This is a genomic window from Sphingomonas sp. MMS24-J13 (assembly GCF_044905095.1).
Classification (GTDB): domain Bacteria; phylum Pseudomonadota; class Alphaproteobacteria; order Sphingomonadales; family Sphingomonadaceae; genus Sphingomonas_I.
The window spans coordinates 4,843,732-4,862,446 of record NZ_CP173258.1 but is presented as its reverse complement, the minus strand read 5'-3'; the positions used below and the strand labels follow the sequence as shown (position 1 = coordinate 4,862,446).

The window sequence follows — 18,715 nt, the reverse complement described above, 5'->3', positions numbered from 1 at the left end:
ACGTGCGCGTTAATACCTGCGGAACGCCCCGATCAACCGCCCCGCGATGGAAATATCCTCGGCATCGACCTCCTGGTCCTCCACCGCCGGATTATCGCTGATCACCAATATCCGGTTCTTCCCCACGGCGCGCAGCCGCTTGAGCGCGCCGGCGCCGTAAAGCGAGATGGCGTAGATGCGATCCTGCATGTTGAGCATGCGTTGCGAGGTATCGAGGATCATCACGTCGGTATCGAGCAACGTCGGAAACATGCTGTCGCCGATGCCGCTGACGAGCCGCAGCATGCTGGGCGGTGACGGCGTGATCGATCGCAGCCAGCCGACATCGAACGCGACCGTATCGATCTCGATATAATCGTCGATATTGGTGCCCGGCCCCATCGAGAGCGACAGATCGAGCCGCTGGATCGGCGCGGTCTCGCCGGCTGATGCATCCCGCGTCGGCGGAAGATCGGACGCGCGCTTGAGCGGCGGCACCTTCGCCGGGATCGGCCCGTCCGGCTCGTCACCGCCGTTGAGCAGCCATTCGGCGCTGACGCCGAGCCGGCGCGCGAAGATGCCCGCCAGCTTGGCATAGCCGTTCTGGCCATTTTCGTAGGCGCGATAGGTCGTGGGATTGACCCCGACCACCTTCGCGAACTCGGCCTTGTCGACATAACCGGCGCGCCAACGCGCCCAGGCGAGCCGGCCATGCGCGCTATCGAGATCATAGTCATCCACCATGCGCGACACGTCGCACGATATGGCGATACAAATCATGTTGCTATGATTCGCTACGATTGCTAGGAACATAGCACTACGATTCGTGTGTCACTGAAGACCGACACCGCCAGCGGAGACATTGCCATGAACGACATCCTCATCATCACCGCCGCAGCCTGGACCGAGGGGGCCGCGGCGCTGATCGCGGCCGGCTGGGTCGCGAACGCACACAGGCGCGCGACCCATTGGCGCAAACGCGCGCAGCAGGCCGAGACTTCACTCCGATCGGAAGCGTCCGATACGGCTTACTGGTGCTCGACCGCCGAGCAGGAGCGGACGCGGGCAGATACGCTCTACCGGCGGCTGGTGCGCGCCAACGGACTGACCACCGAGGAGAAAGCCGACCATTTCCGCAAGCTCGGTGCACTCGGCAATGCGAGTCGCAAGCAGCGGACAGAGGCTGAATAAGGCGTGACCTGAAGGCCGGGCGACCGGCAGGAGTTCGACAATGACCGAAGACCACAACGCGCCGGGTGCGTCCGACGCGGAGGAAACCTGCGTGCGGGAGGTAACGGCATGAGACGCAAGGGGCAGACCATGGCGGGATCGCAGAAGAATTGCATCGCCGAGTTGTTCGCGCAGGACATGGACCATGCCGGCATCGCCGAAGCGCTCGGCCTGTCGCGCAAGGCGGTGGCGGCGCGGCTGGCAGACATTCGGCGCGATCTGGGGTGGCAGGCACGATGAGCGCGGGATCCTCACTCAAATCCTCGCTCCATAACCTGCCGATCCGCCGCGAGATGGCCGACGCGGCCGAGCAGCGGCGGATCGCCCGGGCCGCCTGGCACACGCACGGACTCATCATGCTGCGCCCCGAATGGATGGCGACCGGGCTCGACCGAGACTTGCTGCTCACCCTCGCCATCGCCTGTCACGGCGAGCGTGAGGATTAACCACTACCGTCGCGAAGGGACATCGCATGACCACCAAAGCGCAACGCAAGAAGGCGAAGCACCCCGCTTTGCCCGATCCCATCAAGCCGACGCCCGAATGGATCGCCCGTTATGGCGATCACCAGATCACTCCCACCACCGAAACCGGCCTCAAGATGGGGCGGGCTTATCATCGCGAGCCCTGGTTCGAGAGCCTGGTCAAGCGCGACTGGACCGATGCGGAGCGCGAGGGACGCGTTCCCGCCTTCGCGATCGACGATCTCCATGCGCTGCGCCGCTACCGCACCGCGCATGAAGCGTCCTTGCGCTCCGAAACCCGCTCCTCGCTCAACATCGAACGCGGCGGCACCGGCGAGCGCGGCGAGCAAGCGCCCGCCCTGATCCGCGCGCGGCGCGAACTGGCGATGATGGAGACGTGGCTCGGGCCGCTGGCGGACACGGTACGCGCGATCGCGATTGACGACATGAGCTATGCCCAGGTGGCGATGGCGCGCTTCGGTTATCGCGAGGTGGAGGTCTATGACGACGCGACCGGCACTTTCCGCACACGAACCTCACCCCGCTCGGGCCGCCATCCGACGCTGATCCGGGAGGAATTCCAGCAAGGGGTCAAACACCTGGCCGCCCGTGGCGCGATAGCGAAGCCCGTCATATCCCCCGCGCGCCCCGCAGCCTCAACTGGCGACATCTCCGAATCCGTCCCCACGGTCGGCCAAACGATCGACGCCGCACTGGCCCGCGCCGAGGCAAGCGCCACTCCGATCGTGGCGATCGTCATGTCGCCTGCGGTTTCGGACGATATCGTCCGCGACCTCGGTAGCGAAGGCATGGTCGAAACCTGGCGCGGCCTTCCCGTCACGATCCGCGACGATTGGCGGTTCGGTTGGGTATTGGTCGAGGGCTGAGGCGCAGCCTTACGCCGCAATCGATCCCGCCTCGATCCCCTTGCCCAGCTCGAACGACGAACCCACCGCACTCACCACCGCCGTCCTGCGTGCCAGCCCGAGCAGCGCACGCAATTCATACGTCGCCTCGATGCCGGTACAGTGCCCCATCAGCAGATAATGTGGATGGAACGGCGCCAGTTTGGCGGCGGTCCAGCGGATCACCGCGTCCGGTTTGGCGAAGAGATGCACGCCGCCGATCAAGGCGATGATCTGGTGCGATCCGGTGATCGCGCTTGCATATTCTGTTATGTTGACGATGCCGGCATGGCCGCAACCGGTCAGGATCACCATGCCGTTGGCGGTAGCGAAGACGAGAGAGCTATCCTCGGCGATCGTGTCCGGCGCAGTGCCGTCGGCGGTGCGCAGTTTGAGCCCGGGGCTCCAGTTGGTCTCGTCGTTCGGGCGCGGGACCGGGCCGGTCAGCCAGACACCGGGCGCCAGTTCGGTCGGCTTTTCGTAGAGGATGAAGCGGCCGCCCGTCGCCTCATAATCGGCCTTGAGCGGCAGCAGGCCGTTGGCCTCCCTGCCGTTGGAACCCGCTCGAGAGGCGAAGACGCCGGCACCGGCATGGACGCGGCTCATCGCCCTGGGGTTGATCTTCATGAGTTCGCGCCGGAGCGTCAGCAACCCGCCGGTGTGATCGTCATGATTGTGCGAGATGACGACATCCTCGACCTGCGCCAGATCCACGCCGAGCGTCCTTGCGTTGCGCAGGACGATGTCCGGATGCGCGCCGGTATCGAACAGGAATTTGCGGCCATCGACCTCGACCAGCGCCGCATACCCCCATTCGCCGAATTCGTCATTGTCGGCGAGCATCGTCGACAGGACGGTGACCTTGAGCGCGGTCACGAGATGCGGCGCCGGGGTCGCGGCGACCACAGCCGGACTCGGGATCGCGATGGCGACCGCGATCAGCAAGGACAGGGCCCAAATCCGACGTATCAAACTGCGCATTCGCTTCGTTCCCCTGTCGTGACACCGATCATGGATGGCTGTCGGAGGCGGCACAAGCGGCGAGTGGCGCACTTTCCGCGGTGACCGGCACCAGCGCATGCTGGCGGCGGATCGAGCACGGCAATAATTAGGACGCTCACCATCGCTATTTCGCCTCGTGACGCTTCATTTGACGATCGATCCCAAGATTTAATCGATAGTGGGATATATCCCACTCCTTTGCACGAAGCAGGAAGAGCTTGGCTCGGTCTCGACCGGGCGTCGGGTGGATGGTCTTTGCACTTTGCGATCTCAAGACGTGGGACGAAACCCTCGATCAAATCAAATTACCGCTGTCCGGGCTATATTTCCCGGCCCTGAAAAGCGCTGGTCCAAGCAGTGCCCGCACGCCTGCTTCTGCTCGCTCCACCAGCGATCTCCTTACGCCAACAAATCGATAGTGCGACATCCACTCCCGCTCTGCACCCGCTTAGCGATTTTGTGCATCGCATCAAACTGGACCTGAAAAAGATCTTCACAAGAGCGCGGTCGAACAAGTTGAAGTGCGTTGGTTTTGTTCTTTGTATTTGGGACAAAGTCATCATTCCGGCCCTACCTAGAGCCAAATAGCCTTTGTAGTGCCTAAAATGTCACGATCGATTGCTAGACACAGTCAACGAATCGGCGTAATCGCCGCGCCGACAACACGGTTTGTGCACCGCAACGGGTCAGAGGATGTTTGATATGCGCAGTGGCGCTCGCAGTGCGCGAGCCCCGAGCGCGGCGACACCCGAAAGCCCCAATGCAGCGGCCCGGCCCGTGCATGGTCCCAGTTCAAAAACGTGAGGACAATGAAGGCAAATGGGCGCTGCGGCGGCGTCCCACTCTTACTAGCCGCTCGATCCTGAACTGCGCCTGAAGGCGCCGGTATCGACGACGGCCAATCCGCATCCGAACCGAAGGCGCGCCAACGCGCCCATCATCATGAATTCAAACGGGAGACGACCATGATCAGCATGGGTAAAGGGAATCACTTCACGCAAGCCCGCGCACTGCGCGCATTCCTGCTGGCTGGTGCCGGCATCGGCCTGATCGCGGCGCCTGCTTTTGCGCAACAAGCCGATACGACCTCGGCGGCACCTGCGGGCGTCCCGGCGGCACCCGCCGCAGAACCCGCACCGTCGCAGGAAATCGTCGTGACGGGCTCGCGTATCGCGCGCCGCGATTTCACCTCGACCACGCCGATCGTGACCGCAGGGCAGGACCTGCTCACCAATTCCGGCTCGGTCTCGCTCGAGACCAACCTCAACAAGCTGCCGCAGTTCACGCCGGACAAGGCCCCGACCCAGGGCGGCGACGTCCAGCCGACCGCCACCAACACGCCGGGCTCGGCCACCGTGTCGCTGCGCGGCATCGGCGCCAACCGTAACCTCGTGCTGCTCGACGGCCACCGCGCGACCCCGGCCAATGCCAGCATGGTGGTCGACATCAACACGATCCCGGCTGCGGCCGTGGAGCGCGTCGAAGTCATCACTGGCGGCGCCTCGTCGACCTACGGGGCAGATGCCGTCGGCGGTGTCGTCAACTTCATCCTGAAGAAGAACTTCCAGGGCCTCGAGCTGGACGGCCACTATGGCATCACCCAGCGTGGCAACGGCCAGGAGTATCGCATCAGCGGCTTCATGGGCACCAACTTCGCCGAGGGCCGTGGCAACATCACGCTCGGCATGGAAGTCTACGACCGTTCGGACGCGAAGAAGCTCGATTTCCCCTGGTACAAGAAGTTCAACAACAGCCCCCAGACCGGTGGGACCGAATTCTTCTCCGACTTCCCGACCTTCGTCGCCAGCGGCAGCAACGCGCCGAACCAGGCGGTGGTCAACTCGATCTTCGCCGGCCGCGCCAACGCCGCGACGACCAACTATCCAACGGTCACCAGCTATTATTTCAACAACGGCAACGGCACCAACAACACCGCGTTCGGCGGCTTCGATGCGATCAGCATTCCGGGCGCCTATCGCTTTGGCGGCCAGACCGGCAACGGCAGCAAGTGGGAGCGGCTCGCGACCGGCCAGCTCGCGCAGAACTTCCAGGACGATCTCGCCCAGTTCCCCCTCAACCGCTACAATTTCTACACGCGCGGCACCTATGAGGTGAACGATTGGATCTCGGTCTTCGCCCAGGGCTATTTCAACCGTTCGAAGAGCGAGACCGTCCAGCAGCCGTCGCCGGCGGTGAACGGCTGGGGCGTTCAGATTCCGGTCGACGGCCGCGCCCTGCCGGCCGAGTTGGCGACGATCCTCGCCAGCCGTCCGGATCCGACGGCACCGTGGCAGCTCAATTCCTACTTTGCCGGCATCAACCGCAATCTGAAGACCGACAATTATACCTACCAGATGCTGGCGGGCCTCCAGGGTAAAATCCCGGGCACTGACTGGACCTGGGAAGTCTATGGGTCGCAGGGTGAATCGGTCACCAACACCTTGCTGACCGGCGCCTTCTCGCTGGCGCGCTTCACCGCGATCATCACCGCGCCGAACTGGGGTGCGAACTTCAAGGCGACCGGCAATGCCAGCGGCGGCGGCTTCGGTGCCGCGACGGCGACCTGCACCAGCGGCCTCAATCCGTTCGACAGCGTGCCGACCAGCCAGGATTGTTTGAACGCGATCAAGGCCGACCTCAAGAACCGCTCGGCCATGCAGCAGACGGTTTGGGAAGGCTCGCTGCAGGGCGGCCTGCTCACCCTGCCCGGCGGCCAGCTGCGGTTCGCAGCCGGCCTCGATTATCGCCGCAACAAATTCTCGTTCGAGAACGACAATCTGACGACGCAGGGATCGTCCTTCCTCGATCAGGCGATCGGCATCTATCCGAGCGGCAACTCGGCTGGCACGATCACCACCAAGGAAGTCTATGGCGAGTTGCTGATCCCGATCGTCAAGGATCTGCCGTTCGCGAAGAATATCGATCTGGAGCCGGGCATCCGTTATTCGGATTACAACACCACCGGCGGCAGCACGACCTTCAAGATCCTCGGCAATTGGGACGTGACCAACTGGCTGCGGTTCCGCGGCGGCTTCAACCGCGCCGAGCGTACGCCGAACATCGGCGAACTCTTTCTGGCGCCCCAGCAGACCTTCGCCGTTGCCGGCGCGGGTGACCTCTGCTCGGTCAACAATGCTCAGCGTTATTCGGCAGGTGTCGGCAACACGACCAATCGCGCCGCAGTCCGTGCGCTGTGCGAGACGATCATGAACCGCGCCGATCCGACCGGGCAGACTTCGATCAACTTCTATGCGAGCCCCAACAACCAGGGCGCCGGCTCAGCCTTTGTCTTCACGAGCCTGAAGGGCAATCCGAACCTGCGTCCGGAAGTCGCCAAGACGGTCACGATCGGCACGGTGATCTCCTCGCCGTTCGACAATCCATGGGTGCGCCGCCTGCGCCTGTCGGTCGACTATTATAACATCAAGGTCGATCATGCGATTTCGGCGCAGACCGCCGACATCCTCCAGCGCCAGTGCTTCGACGTCGCTTTCAATCCGACGTTGAGTGCAACCACCCCGGCCTGCCTGGGCATCACGCGCAACATCAATATCGGCACGATCGGCGATCTGCAGGGCACCTACAACAATTCGGGCCGCTTCCACGTGAAGGGCATCGACTTCCAGGTCGATTGGGCGCTGGACCTCAAGGAAACGCTCAACCTGCCGGGCCGCCTGACCACCAACATCGTCGTCAACTATATCGACAGCGTGAAATCTGCTCTGCTCGATGTGCTGCCGGAGACCGAATATGCCGGCACGCTCGGGCCGGCAGCGGGCGACAATGGCCTCAACGCCAACTCGTATCGCTGGCGCTCGTTCATGTCGACCAACTACCAGATCGGCAAGTTCGGGATCGGCATGCAGTGGCAGCATCTGCCCAAGGTGAAGTCGGCGACCTCGGCAGTGAACCCGGGCACGACCTTCGTCGGCGCTCCCGCTTACGATCTGTTCAACCTGTCGACCAACTTTGCGATCACCCGCGACGTCTCGCTGACGTTCGGCATCGACAACCTCTTCGACAAGGCGCCGCCGATCGTGGAGTACAACAGCGCTCCGCTCGCCGGCCAGATCGCAGGCGGCTCGATCGGCGCCAGCAGCGCGCAGGGCAGCTTCTACGACGTGCTCGGTCGCCGCTTCTACGTGAACGCCAAGTTCAAGTTCTAAGCTTTTTACCCAGCTCCTCCCTGGAGGGGGCGGCCCAACGGCCGCCCCCTTTTTCGTGCTTTCAAGGCCCCCCCGGAACGGGGAGGATTTCAGACCGTCTCGATCATCCGCAGGTGGGCATCCGTCGGCACGCCATAATCCCGCGCCCGCTCACCCGGCCTCACGGCGCAGCCCGACAATTGCGCCAGGATCGCGTTGGCCAGCTCGGCGGTGTTTTCACCGCCGAGCAGCATTCCGTAACGCCCCTGCCTCAACACAACGGCGGCGTCGCCCGCCAGCCGCGCGGCTGGACCGCCGACTGCGCGCTCGTCGATAGGAACGTTTCGCCGCACACTGCCGCGACGCCAACCTCCCGCACGCCGAGACGATCGCGCTCGTCGATCAGGGTGAAATCCGCGTCATCGCCGATCCGGCCTGCCGCGAATTGGTCGTCAAGCCGGTCCGGGGCGAGGGCGGCAGCGGTGTGCGGATACTCGGCACGATCGCCGACGACAGTGATGGCCCATGGATATCCCCGGCAGCACACAGGATCGTCTCGACTCGCGTGCGGATAATTCAATATTCTTTCCGATGATCACGGCACCATCCGCCGATAGCGGCAGGGCAAGTCGCCCCTATCCTTCGCATCTTCGCGAAGGCGACAATGGGCGCCACGTGATCGGAGGACCTTTCTTGCGATACACTGGGTTAAATTTCTGTTAAGACTTCAGGCGAATGCGGTGGGGACCGCATCGCATGGAGGGGTTGGATATGCTGGAGTGCCGGTATCGGACGTTCGTGTTGGCATGTGCCGCAATGGCTGGACCGGCATTGGCCGATCCCCCACCGCCGATCGGCCAGGCAAGCGGCAGGCTCCAGGTCGCCTATCGCCATGGCAACGCCAATTACTACCGCAGCCAAGGAAGCACCGGCACGCTGAGCGGAACGGAAACCTTTTACGATCCCAACAATCCCAACCCGCCATCGACGGTCTGGTCGTCGGCACACTCGATCGGCGTTGGCGCGCCCTATGTCGAAGCCGACGCCACCAACCCGCAGGGTAGTTCCGACAATGCGAGCGCGCACGCGGAACTGCGCTACGATTATGAGCTGACCATAGCGGCGGGCGCCAATCCGCCGCCGGGCAGTTACCAGTTGGGCACGCAATATGTCGACATGGTCACCGTTTCAGGGATCAGCAAGATCCACACGAGTGGCCCCAACACGAACGTCTCGATCATGGCGACCTCGCAAACGGCATTCGGCCAGACCGGCGAGGTGGGCCAGTTTCACGACGGCAGCAGTGGGGGCGTCTACGACGCCGACAAGAGCTTTTCCTTCAGCGCTCCGGGCACGCTAGTCGGCTCGAATGTCGTGAACGGCATTGTATACGAAGTGTATCGCGGCACGATCAACATGCAGGCTGACGCTTATGGTGTCGTGACCAACGGCATCAACCCCTACAGTGGCACCGGCGGCACCGCCTATCTGGATCCGCTTGTCACAATCAACCAGCCGTTTCTCGACATGCTGGGCGTGTCGGCAAACGATGCTACGTTGCGCCTCAGCCCGGGAGTCTCCAACGCAATCGGTGGCGGTGCGGTGCCGGAGCCTTCGGCCTGGGCGATGATGGTCGTCGGCTTCGGCGCCATCGGCCTTGCCCGGCGTGTGCGCCACAAGACTACAATTTCTTTCACCTGATCTCGATCTTGCGGCACGCGGTTGCACAGCTTTGCAACGGCGTGCCGCGTGACGACAACGGATGGGCCTGCGTTCTTCACAATTATCCGCATATATCAAATATATGGCAGCACTATACACTCACGAAGGCAATGCATTCTGCCAGGATTGGTCTAAACGGCCACCGCCTCCAGCGCGTCGGTGAAGCGCTGCCGCCACCACAACACATCCTCCGCCTCGACATTGACCATCATCGCGCGCCAGCGCTCGATCCGTTCGTTGAGCGGCATCTTGAGCGCGAGGATGATCGCGTCGGACATTTCTTCGGCACTGTAGGGATTGACCAGCACCGCGCCGACATCGAGTTGCGCGGCCGCGCCGGCGAAGCGCGACAGGATCAGCACGCCGGGATCCTCGGGATCCTGCGCTGCGACATATTCTTTGGCGACGAGGTTCATGCCGTCGCGCAACGGGGTCACCAGCCCGATCCGCGCGGCGCGGTAAATGCCCGCCAGCATGTCGCGCGAATAACCCTGGTTGACGTAGCGGATCGGCACCCAATCGACATCGGCATAGGCGCCGTTGATCCGCCCCGCCATGCCTTCCAGCGAACTGCGGATGCGCTGGTAGCTTTCGACCGTGCCGCGCGAGGGCGGTGCGATCTGGAGCAGGGTGACCTCCTTGCGCTCCTCGGGATGCTCCTGAAGGAAGCGTTCGTAGCCGAGGAAACGCTCCTCAAGCCCCTTCGAATAATCGAGCCGGTCGACGCCGACGATCAGGTCTCGCCCGACCGCGGCCTCGCGCATCCGGCGGAACATCAGCCGAGCGGGGGTCGATCGCGAGGCCGTGATGAATTCCTGCGCATCGATGCCGATCGGATCGACCAGCAAGCGCACGCTGCGCCCGTCGAGACGGAGAACTCCGTCCTGCTCGGTCGCGCCGAGCTCGACCACGGCGAAATCGCGGAAGGCGTCGAGCCATTCCTCGGTGTGGAAACCGACCACGTCATAGGCGAGCAGCGTACGCGTCAGCTCGGCCGCCTCGGGCAAGGTCGCGAGCAGGCGGCGCGGCGGCCACGGAATGTGCAGGAAGAAGCCGATCCGGTTGGCGCAGCCGCGATCGCGCAGCGCCTGACCGAGCGGGAACATGTGATAATCCTGCACCCACAGGACGTCGTCGGGCTCGATCAGCGGCAGCACGGTATCCGCGAATCGATCGTTGACCCGCTGATAGCCGCCGGCGAAGCCGCGCTCATATTCGGCGAGATCGATGCGATAGTGGAATAGCGGCCAGAGCGTGCGATTGGCGTAGCCGTTATAATATTCCTCGACGTCCTGCTCCTCGAGATCGATCGTCGCGGTGGTGACGCCTTCGACGCGCTGGAAGTTGATGCGCCCATCGAACTGCTCGGTCGTCTCGCCCGACCAGCCGAACCAGATGCCGCGATATTCGCGCAGCGCCGCCTGTAGCGCCACCGCAAGCCCGCCCTGCGCACCCGTCGCCGACGGGGTCGACACTCGGTTCGAGACGATGATCAGCCGGCTCACCGGATCGCACTCCACGGCTTGCTGAGCAAAACGGCGCAGTTGATGATCCCGACGAGCGAATAGGTTTGCGGGTAATTGCCCCACAATTCGCCCGTCACCGGATCGATATCCTCCGACAGCAGCCCGGCGCCGGTACGACGGGAAAGCATCTCCTCGAACAGCGCACGCGCATCGTCATGGCGGCCGGTGAGGTAGAGCGCCTCGATCAGCCAGAAGGTGCAGACGTTGAAGGCGGTTTCGGGCAGGCCGAAATCGTCCTCGGTCGCGTAGCGCAGCATGTTCGATCCGCGACGCAGGCCCTGCTCGACCGCGCTGAGTGTGCTGAGGAACCGCGGGTCGTCGGGCGGCAGGAAGCGCAGATCGAGCAGCTGGATCAGGCTGGCGTCGAGATCGTCCCCCGAGAAGGTTGCCGACAGGCGATCGGTGTCCGCACGCCACGCCGATTGGGTGATCGCGGCGTGGATCGTGTCGGCGCGATCCTGCCAGAAGGCGCGCCGATCCTCGCGCCCGAGCGCGTGCGCGGCATTGGCGAGCCGGTCGCACGCCGCCCAGCACATCGCCGACGAATAGGTATGGACCGATTGCCGCGTGCGCAGCTCCCACAGCCCGGCATCGGGCTTGTCGTAGGACAGCCAGGCACGCTCGCCGACGCGCTCCAGCGCCTCGAAATCCTCGTGCCCCGCCATGCGGAACAGCCGCTGATCGAAGAAGGCCTGCACGTTGCAGAGCACGATCTGGCCATAGGCATCGTGCTGGATCTGCTCATAAGCCTGATTGCCGACCCGCACCGGCCCCATGCCGCGATAGCCGGCGAGCGCATCGGCAAATCCCTCCTCCAGCCGCGCCTCGCCGAGCACGCCGTAGAGCGGCTGGATATGCCCGCCGCGCGATTCATCGACGATGTTGCGCAGGTAAGCGAGATAGGATTCGAGCACGTCGAGCGCACCCAGGCGGTTGAGCGCCTGCACGGTGTAATAAGCATCGCGGATCCAGCAGTAGCGATAATCCCAGTTGCGCTGCGATCCGGCATGTTCGGGAATCGAGGTGGTGAGCGCTGCGACGATCGCGCCGGTCTCCTCATGCTGGCAGAGCTTGAGCGCGATCGCCGAGCGGATCACCGCCTCCTGCCATTCGGGCGGGGTGGCGAGGCCGCGCACCCAATCCTGCCACTCGTCGGTGGTGTCGGACAGCATCTGGCGCACGACCACGCCGACATCGCCGTTGAAGCTCTCGTCGGGGCCGAGGAAGAACACCATCTCGCGCTCGAGCCGGAAGGCGCGTTCGGCCATGATCATCTCGACCGGGCCGTCGGTAGTAAGCCGCATCACCTCATGCTGGAGCAGATAGCGGATGTGGTGGGTGCCGTTGGTGGTTTCGGCACGCGTGCCGTCCCAGCCGCGCGTCGGGCGCAACTGCACCTTGATGCGCGGACTGCCCGAAAGCGGCCGCACCAGCCGCACGAACGCGACCGGGCGATATTGGCGATTGTGGCGGCGGAAGCGCGGGCAGAAATCGATGACCTCGATCCCATTGCCTGCCGCGTCGACATGGCGGGTGACCAGCACAGGCGTGTTGCGGCGATATTCGGCAGTGACGGTGCTACCGCCTTCGAGATCGATCGACCAGAAGCCGGCGCCATCCTCTCCGCGTGTATTGACCAGCGCAGAGAAAAGCGGATCGCCATCGACGCGCGGCACGCAACCCCACACGAAGCGTCCGGTGCGATCGATCAAAGCGCTGACCTGGCAATTGCCGATCGGCCAAAGATCCAAATCGGGGGTGCGATCGAGATCGGGCGTCATCGCTCCACCGCGCTTTCCAGCCACGCCAGGGTCGCCGCGACATCGTCGAGCCGATAGCGCGCCGCCGACGGCCGCACCGGATCGACCACGATCCCCGCCCCGCCCATCTCCTCCGCGGCGGCGAGCGCGGGTTCGTCGGTATCGTCGTCGCCGATGAAGACCGGGCGGGTGGCGAACATGCCCGGGCTCTGCATCAGCGCCCGCAGACCATGCCCCTTGTCATTCCCCGCGACCCGCACCTCGACCATCATCTTGCCGATCTGCAGTGCGAGGCCATCCTGCTCAGCCATCGCGCGCACGAGCGCATGGCATTCGGCCTCGGTATGCGGGGCAAGGCGATAATGGAGCGACACGCCGAACGGCTTGTCCTCGATCACCAGCCCTTCATGCTTCGCCGCCAGCCCGCGCACTTCCCGGAGCGCATGATCGAGACCGGTCGGACGGATCGGTGCACTGAGGCTGCCATCGGGCATGCGTACCTCGAGCCCGTGACTGCCGCTGATCGCGAAACCGGCGCCGCCGAACAGAGCGTCGATCTGGTCGAGCGGCCGCCCGCTGATGATCGCGAGCCGGCCGTCGAGCTTCGCGCTTAGCTTCGCCATCAGTCGCCGGACACGATCGTTGACCCGCGTCTCATCGGGCCGCGCCTCGAGTTCGACCAGAGTACCGTCGAAATCCAGAAACAGGCTCGCACGCTCCAGCAGATCGAGCGGCGGGTGCTGGGATGCGGGGGTGTTGATGGTTTGCGTCTGGCTCACAATGACTCTCCGGTGGCGGATCGGGCGAGCAGAGGCGTTACAATCATACCGGGTCAACAATGAGACCGGCCTTGCGTTCCCGCAGTGCAGCAATTGCTCGCGCCAGAAGCTCGGTTGACCGTGATCGGAACGACAGCGAGCATCCCGATAATCACACAGCCATTGCGAAATATAGCTCTAAGGACTACAGATTGTCTGCGGAGGCCAATTCAGCGATCCATGACGGTTCTCATGACCAAGGTGTTCGCACGCTTCGCTCGCAGGGCGGGGCTAGAGGATAGCAGTCTCGCTCAGGCGGCACATGAGGTGGTTACCGGAGCGTTCGATGCCGACCTCGGTGGCCATGTCTACAAGCAACGGGTCGCACGGATTGGCGAAGGGAAATCAGGCGGGTTTAGAACGATCATTTTATTCAAGATCGGCAGCCACAGCATCTTTGCCCATGGCTTCGCCAAGAATGACAAGGCCAATATCAGCGGTAAGGAGCTGAAGGCGTTCAAGAGGCTTGCCGAAATCCTGCTCGCACTTTCGGATGTTGAAATCGGCAAAGCGATCACGGCGGGCGAGTTCGTAAAGGTGATGGAAAATGGTGACCAGGCACAAGAAGACTGAGAATTCGATCCTCGCATCGATCCACGAGACCGTCGCCGGGCTGCACGGTGCCGGGATTCTGGACAAGGCCACCATGCGCGAGTTCGATGCGCTCTGCCTCGCGCCGGTCAAACCGCTTGCACCGGACGAGATACGAGCTCTGCGCGAGCGCGAGAACGTCTCGCAGCCAGTCTTTGCCCGTTATCTCAATGTCCGGAAAGACGCCGTCAGCAAGTGGGAACGCGGCGAGAAACGACCGAACGGGCCGTCACTCAAGCTGCTCAACATCGTCCGTGCCAAAGGCCTGCAAGCTTTGGCGTGATACGTTCAAGCCCGCCGCAGCGTCTCTCGCGCCTTCCCCGGTGCAACCTCGTAGGTCGCGATCGTGCTTGCCTCGTACGGCTTGGCCAAGATCGTCGAAACCGCGATCAGCTCGGCCTTCGCGATCTCCCGCGTCAGGGTCAGCAGGATATAGCCCTTGGCCTTCTGGTTGCAGTAGACGACCTCCTTGTTCGCCTCCCGCAACATCTTGCCGAGCGGGATGCCGCCCAGTTCGTCTTCATCGGAGGGGCTGGTGATCGAGCTGGTGCCGAATTCGGACGCGACCAGCCGCCCGCCATCGTCGAACAGATCGTTGGCCCAGAAAGCATGGCTGTCACCCGACACCACGATTGGATGCGCACCGGCCTCGCGGAACGCCGCATAGAGCCGTTCGCGCGCGGCGGGGTAGCCGTCCCATGCGTCCAGATCATAAGGCAGCCCGGCCTTGAACGAGGCCAGGGCGGCCGTGACCTGCTTGCCGATTTCGGGCGGCAACGAGGCGACGAGTTTGGCCGCCTGCGCCTCGCCGATCGCCAGATCGAGCCGGGGCCCGGCGACGCGCGCCATCACCACCTGATTGCCGAGTACCTGCCATGGCGTGCCGCCCGCGACCGAGCGCCGTAACTCCTGCTCCAGCCAGTGGCGCTGCGGCTCCCCCAGCATCTCGCGATCGGGGCGGTTACGCTCGGCGAGCATCGCGGCGAGGGTTTCGGGGGTCGCGGGCCGGCCGCCGAGCACCGCCTGATGGCTGCGCGCGAGCAGCCGAGTCTCGACCATCAGCAGAGTGGCGAGATCGCCGAACTGGAAGCCGCGATTGATCGATTCCCACGGTTTGCCGGGGATCGGATCGCGGATCGGCATCCATTCGAAATAGGCCTGGAGCGCGGCATTCTTGCGCGTGCGCCACTCGCCCTCCGTTTCGGGCTGATGGTTCTCGGCGCCGCCGGTCCAGCTATCGTTGGCGACTTCGTGATCGTCCCATACGCAGATGAAGGCCGCACGCGCATGTGCCGCCTGCAGATCCGCGTCGGTCTTGTAGAGTGCGTGGCGGCGGCGATAATCGTCGAGCGTCACGATCTCGTGTGGCGGGTCGACGAGCCGCTCGATCTTGACCCCGGTCGCGCCGCCATAGCCCTCCTGGCCATATTCGTAGATATAGTCGCCGAGGTGAACGATCGCGTCGACCCGATCGAGTTTGGCGATCGCGTCATAAGCGTTGAACAGCCCGGACGGATAATTCTGGCAGGTGACGAAGGCCAGTTTCGCCTCAGCCAGCCTGCCGGTGGGCAAGGTCCGGAAGCGGCCGATCGGCGATCGGGTGCCGTCGGCAGCCTCGAACCAGTAATGATATTCGGTGCCCGGCTTGAGCCCGGTGACATCGACCTTGGCGGTGAAATCCTTCGCCGCACGGGCATCGATAGCACCAATGGCGACGGGTTTGCCGTTCGGCTCCAGCGCCACTTTCCACATCAGGGCGATCGGCGCGACATGAGCCGGCGCGATAGGGGTGGCGCGCGTCCACAGGATCGCGCCGTCGATCGCAGGATCGCCGCTCGCCACGCCATGCTTGAACGCGACGCCGGTGGCGGCGCGCTCGGCGGCCGCGGCGGGCAGAGCCGCCCCGGCGCCGATGAGGCCCAGGAGCGAGCGGCGATCGATGCTCACTTCTTGCCGCCGAAGCGGAAGCTTGCCCGCACACCGTAGAAGCGCGGTTCGCCGGCGATGAAGGTCGGCATGCCGAGCGCGTCGCCGGTGTTGCCGGCATCCTTGATATATTTCTTGTTCAGAAGATTGGTGACGAAGCCCTCGATCTGGAGCCCGTTATCGAATGCGTAGCCCAGCCGCGCGTTGACCAGCGCGTAGCCGCCCTGCACCTCGTCCTGGATATTGTCCGCGACCAGCGCACCGTTGGCCACCTGCTGGAGATCGGGCCGGTCATTATTGTCGTCGAAGAAGACCTTCGACTGATAGGTCACGCTCGGCACGAAATTGATCCGTCCGGGCCCGATCGGCACCCCCAGGATCGCGCCGAGCGAGGCGGCATTGTCGGGCGCCAGCCGGAAATGATTGCCCTTGTAGGCGCCGGTCGAGAAGCGACTGTTGTTGTACGCATAGGTTGCGAACAAAGTGACCCTATCGTTCGGCACCCAGCGCAGATCGCCCTCGAAGCCGTAGCTGCGCGCCTTGCCGGCATTGGCCTGCACGAAGAGCGTGCCTTGCTGCACCGTCGTCTGGAAATTCTCGTAATGATAATAATAGACCGCGCCGTCGACGAAGAGGGTGCGATCGGCGAGTTCGGCCTTGGCGCCGGCTTCGTAGCTGTCGACCGTCTCGGCCGGCAGGGTCGAGAAGCGGGTCGCGCCGAGCGGAGCCGAGGGCGCGCTGGCGGTAAGCACGTCCGGGCGGCGGCCGCGCGAATAGGTGGCGTAGAGGCTGGTCGTGGTGCTCGGCGAATAGCGCGCAGTCAGCCGCCAGGCGAAACCGTCATCCTTGCCGTCGACGCTGTCGACCTGGCCGTTATTCGCGGTCGGCTGCGCGCCGAGTCCGAACAGGGGTACCGGATAGGCGGCCGAGGGCGGAATTGAAGCCGCGCCCGGCACGCTGAGCGCCCCGAGCAGAGCGGTGCGGGTCGCCGCCGGCTGGCTCAGCGCGCCGATGAAGCCGCCGAGGATCGAGCGGCCGTTGAGCACAGCCGAGGTGAAGCGCGTGGTCTTGTCGTCATGGCTCCAGCGCAGTCCCGCGCCGAGTTCGAACTGATCGGAGAGTTTGTAACTGGCGTCACCGAAGATATCGAATGCGGTCGTGCGCCCATAATTGGTGCTGGTCTCGAGATGGTTCGACTTGAGATTGGCCGCGATTGCCTGCGCCTGCGCGGTCGCCAACGGCACGCCGTAGGCGGCAGCGACGCCTTGCAGGAGCTGGCCGGTGAAGGCGGTGTTGGCGAACAGAGCCGCCGGCGCCGGATCTGTCGCCGCACGGCCCGGGATCGCGCCGCCGCCGTTGAGCGCACCGGCCAGCCGCGCCAGCACCTCACGCTCGTCGAATTGGGTCGGCGTGCGCTGCGATCCGGTCTCGTGGAAAAAGCTGCCGCCGACGAAGGCGGTGAGCGGGCCCTGCTCGTAGCGCAGGCGCAATTCCTGGCTGGTCTGTTTGCCGCGCGCATCCTCGGCCGCGGTCAGCAGAGGCAGCGAGATGCCGTCGGCATCGAACACCTCCAGTGCATCGAACTTGCGATAGGCGGTGATCGAGGTGAGCGTGAACCCGCCGCCGAGCTCGAGCGTCGCGAGCCCGGTCACGCCCCAGACTTCGCGATCGAGCCCGAGCGGCTTACCACCCTCGAACCCGCTCGCGGGCGCCAGCGCCGCACCGCTGTTGCGCCCGGCATCGCCCAGCACCGCGCCGGTCGCGGGATCGGTCGGGCGGTAGCCGATCGACTTGAACGACGTGCCCGAAGGATCGTCCTTCTGGTAATTGCCGATCAGATCGAAGCTCAGCGCGCCGGTCCCGGCGTGGAAGGTGGCGCGCCCGGCGCGGGTATCGTCCGAATTGTAATCCTTGCCGCCGAGCAGGTTGGCGACATAGCCGTCGCCCTTGCGGATGCGCCCCGAAACGCGGAGCGCCATATCCTCACCCAGCGGCGCATTGAGCATCGCCTCGGCGGTCCAGGCATCGAAATTGCCGTAGGAGCCGCTGACATAGCCGGCATAGCCGCTCGGATCGGCCTTGTTCTGGACGATATTGACCGCGCCGATCAGCGCGCCGCGCCCGTACAGGGTCGATTGCGGGCCTTTGGCGACCTCCAGCCGCTGCAGATCGAACAATTCGACATAGGAGCCGCGCGACTTCGAGATCGAAACGCCATCCTGGAAGACCGACACGCGCGGCTCGTTATAGGCGGTGCCGCTGTCCGACGTGATGCCGCGGATAACGAAGCCCGGATTGTTGGGCGACTGGTTCTGCACCGCGAAACCGGGGATGAAGCGCGCCGCTTCCTCGAACTCGTCGAGCCCGAGCTTGTCGAGCTGATCGCCGGTCAGCGCGCTGACCGCAATCGGCACCTCGATCGGCTTCTGTTCGCGCAGCTGCGCGGTGACGACGATCTCGTTGTCGACCGGCACGGCCTGCTGCGCCTCCACCGGCGCGGCTGCCACCGCGACCCCTGCCACCATACCACCCACGATCGCGCGCATCCGAATTCCCCTGTTCGTCATGGAAAGCGCTAGCCAGCGTCGATGACAAAGCGGTTGCAGCAAAGACCGGCCCGCGCGTTGTCCGCTGGTGCAATTCCTCC

At 64.2% G+C, this 18,715-nt stretch carries 17 protein-coding genes; 8 read left to right on the top strand and 9 right to left on the bottom strand.

Annotated elements, in window-relative coordinates:
- Positions 1-9: 9 nt before the first annotated feature.
- Positions 10-759: an XRE family transcriptional regulator gene (locus AB4Z44_RS22695; protein ID WP_404711917.1), complete on the bottom strand. Its 750-nt coding sequence runs from the start codon at positions 757-759 to the stop codon at positions 10-12.
- An 87-nt stretch (positions 760-846) separates the two neighbouring features.
- Here AB4Z44_RS22695 and AB4Z44_RS22690 point away from each other — a divergent pair, with 87 nt between their 5' ends.
- From AB4Z44_RS22690 to AB4Z44_RS22675, 4 genes are all read left to right on the top strand, one after another.
- Positions 847-1,170 carry a hypothetical protein gene (locus AB4Z44_RS22690; protein ID WP_404711916.1) on the top strand — a complete coding sequence of 108 codons (324 nt, stop codon included), beginning with the start codon at positions 847-849 and terminating at the stop codon, positions 1,168-1,170.
- 108 nt (positions 1,171-1,278) lie between these two features.
- On the top strand, positions 1,279-1,449 hold the full coding sequence (locus AB4Z44_RS22685) for a hypothetical protein (protein ID WP_404711915.1): 171 nt from the start codon (positions 1,279-1,281) through the stop codon (positions 1,447-1,449).
- Positions 1,446-1,655 (top strand): hypothetical protein, encoded by a 210-nt coding sequence (locus tag AB4Z44_RS22680; protein WP_404711914.1) that lies wholly within the window; start codon positions 1,446-1,448, stop codon positions 1,653-1,655. Before AB4Z44_RS22685 ends, AB4Z44_RS22680 begins: the two co-directional genes overlap by 4 nt.
- Before the next feature lie 26 nt (positions 1,656-1,681).
- Positions 1,682-2,560 (top strand): hypothetical protein, encoded by an 879-nt coding sequence (locus tag AB4Z44_RS22675; RefSeq protein WP_404711913.1) that lies wholly within the window; start codon positions 1,682-1,684, stop codon positions 2,558-2,560.
- A 9-nt stretch (positions 2,561-2,569) separates the two neighbouring features.
- Here AB4Z44_RS22675 and AB4Z44_RS22670 read toward each other — a convergent pair whose 3' ends face one another.
- Entirely contained in the window at positions 2,570-3,559 is a 990-nt protein-coding gene (locus AB4Z44_RS22670) for an MBL fold metallo-hydrolase (RefSeq protein ID WP_404711912.1), read from the bottom strand.
- 986 nt (positions 3,560-4,545) lie between these two features.
- Here AB4Z44_RS22670 and AB4Z44_RS22665 point away from each other — a divergent pair.
- A complete protein-coding gene (locus tag AB4Z44_RS22665; protein WP_404711911.1) occupies positions 4,546-7,746 on the top strand; it encodes a TonB-dependent receptor domain-containing protein in 3,201 nt (1,066 codons plus the stop codon).
- An 89-nt stretch (positions 7,747-7,835) separates the two neighbouring features.
- On the opposite strand, the gene AB4Z44_RS22660 is transcribed toward AB4Z44_RS22665, so the two are convergent.
- Together AB4Z44_RS22660 and AB4Z44_RS22655 are read right to left on the bottom strand one after the other, a co-directional pair.
- The gene (locus AB4Z44_RS22660) at positions 7,836-7,979 is read right to left on the bottom strand and encodes a hypothetical protein (protein WP_404711910.1); all 144 of its coding nucleotides are present in this window, start codon (positions 7,977-7,979) and stop codon (positions 7,836-7,838) included.
- Positions 7,980-7,996: 17 nt separating this feature from the next.
- On the bottom strand, positions 7,997-8,272 hold the full coding sequence (locus AB4Z44_RS22655; protein ID WP_404711909.1) for a hypothetical protein: 276 nt from the start codon (positions 8,270-8,272) through the stop codon (positions 7,997-7,999).
- Between the two features lie 269 nt (positions 8,273-8,541).
- Here AB4Z44_RS22655 and AB4Z44_RS22650 point away from each other — a divergent pair, with 269 nt between their 5' ends.
- Positions 8,542-9,426 carry a PEPxxWA-CTERM sorting domain-containing protein gene (locus tag AB4Z44_RS22650; protein WP_404711908.1) on the top strand — a complete coding sequence of 295 codons (885 nt, stop codon included), beginning with the start codon at positions 8,542-8,544 and terminating at the stop codon, positions 9,424-9,426.
- Positions 9,427-9,578: 152 nt separating this feature from the next.
- On the opposite strand, the gene AB4Z44_RS22645 is transcribed toward AB4Z44_RS22650, so the two are convergent.
- From AB4Z44_RS22645 to otsB, 3 genes are read right to left on the bottom strand one after another with little or no spacing between them, the layout of a single operon-like run.
- The gene (locus AB4Z44_RS22645; RefSeq protein WP_404711907.1) at positions 9,579-10,952 is read right to left on the bottom strand and encodes a trehalose-6-phosphate synthase; all 1,374 of its coding nucleotides are present in this window, start codon (positions 10,950-10,952) and stop codon (positions 9,579-9,581) included.
- A complete protein-coding gene (locus AB4Z44_RS22640) occupies positions 10,949-12,754 on the bottom strand; it encodes a glycoside hydrolase family 15 protein (RefSeq protein ID WP_404714312.1) in 1,806 nt (601 codons plus the stop codon). Before AB4Z44_RS22640 ends, AB4Z44_RS22645 begins: the two co-directional genes overlap by 4 nt.
- The gene (gene otsB / locus AB4Z44_RS22635; protein ID WP_404711906.1) at positions 12,751-13,512 is read right to left on the bottom strand and encodes a trehalose-phosphatase; all 762 of its coding nucleotides are present in this window, start codon (positions 13,510-13,512) and stop codon (positions 12,751-12,753) included. Before otsB ends, AB4Z44_RS22640 begins: the two co-directional genes overlap by 4 nt.
- Positions 13,513-13,743: 231 nt before the next feature.
- On the opposite strand from otsB, the gene AB4Z44_RS22630 reads away from it, so the two are divergent.
- Both AB4Z44_RS22630 and AB4Z44_RS22625 read left to right on the top strand, forming a co-directional pair.
- Positions 13,744-14,124 carry a type II toxin-antitoxin system RelE/ParE family toxin gene (locus tag AB4Z44_RS22630; RefSeq protein ID WP_404711905.1) on the top strand — a complete coding sequence of 127 codons (381 nt, stop codon included), beginning with the start codon at positions 13,744-13,746 and terminating at the stop codon, positions 14,122-14,124.
- On the top strand, positions 14,099-14,425 hold the full coding sequence (locus AB4Z44_RS22625; protein ID WP_404711904.1) for a helix-turn-helix domain-containing protein: 327 nt from the start codon (positions 14,099-14,101) through the stop codon (positions 14,423-14,425). Before AB4Z44_RS22630 ends, AB4Z44_RS22625 begins: the two co-directional genes overlap by 26 nt.
- Before the next feature lie 5 nt (positions 14,426-14,430).
- On the opposite strand, the gene AB4Z44_RS22620 is transcribed toward AB4Z44_RS22625, so the two are convergent.
- Together AB4Z44_RS22620 and AB4Z44_RS22615 are read right to left on the bottom strand one after the other, a co-directional pair.
- Positions 14,431-16,089 carry an alkaline phosphatase D family protein gene (locus tag AB4Z44_RS22620; protein ID WP_404711903.1) on the bottom strand — a complete coding sequence of 553 codons (1,659 nt, stop codon included), beginning with the start codon at positions 16,087-16,089 and terminating at the stop codon, positions 14,431-14,433.
- Positions 16,086-18,614 carry a TonB-dependent receptor gene (locus AB4Z44_RS22615; RefSeq protein ID WP_404711902.1) on the bottom strand — a complete coding sequence of 843 codons (2,529 nt, stop codon included), beginning with the start codon at positions 18,612-18,614 and terminating at the stop codon, positions 16,086-16,088. The genes AB4Z44_RS22620 and AB4Z44_RS22615 overlap by 4 nt, the downstream gene beginning before the upstream one ends.
- Positions 18,615-18,715 lie beyond the last annotated feature (101 nt).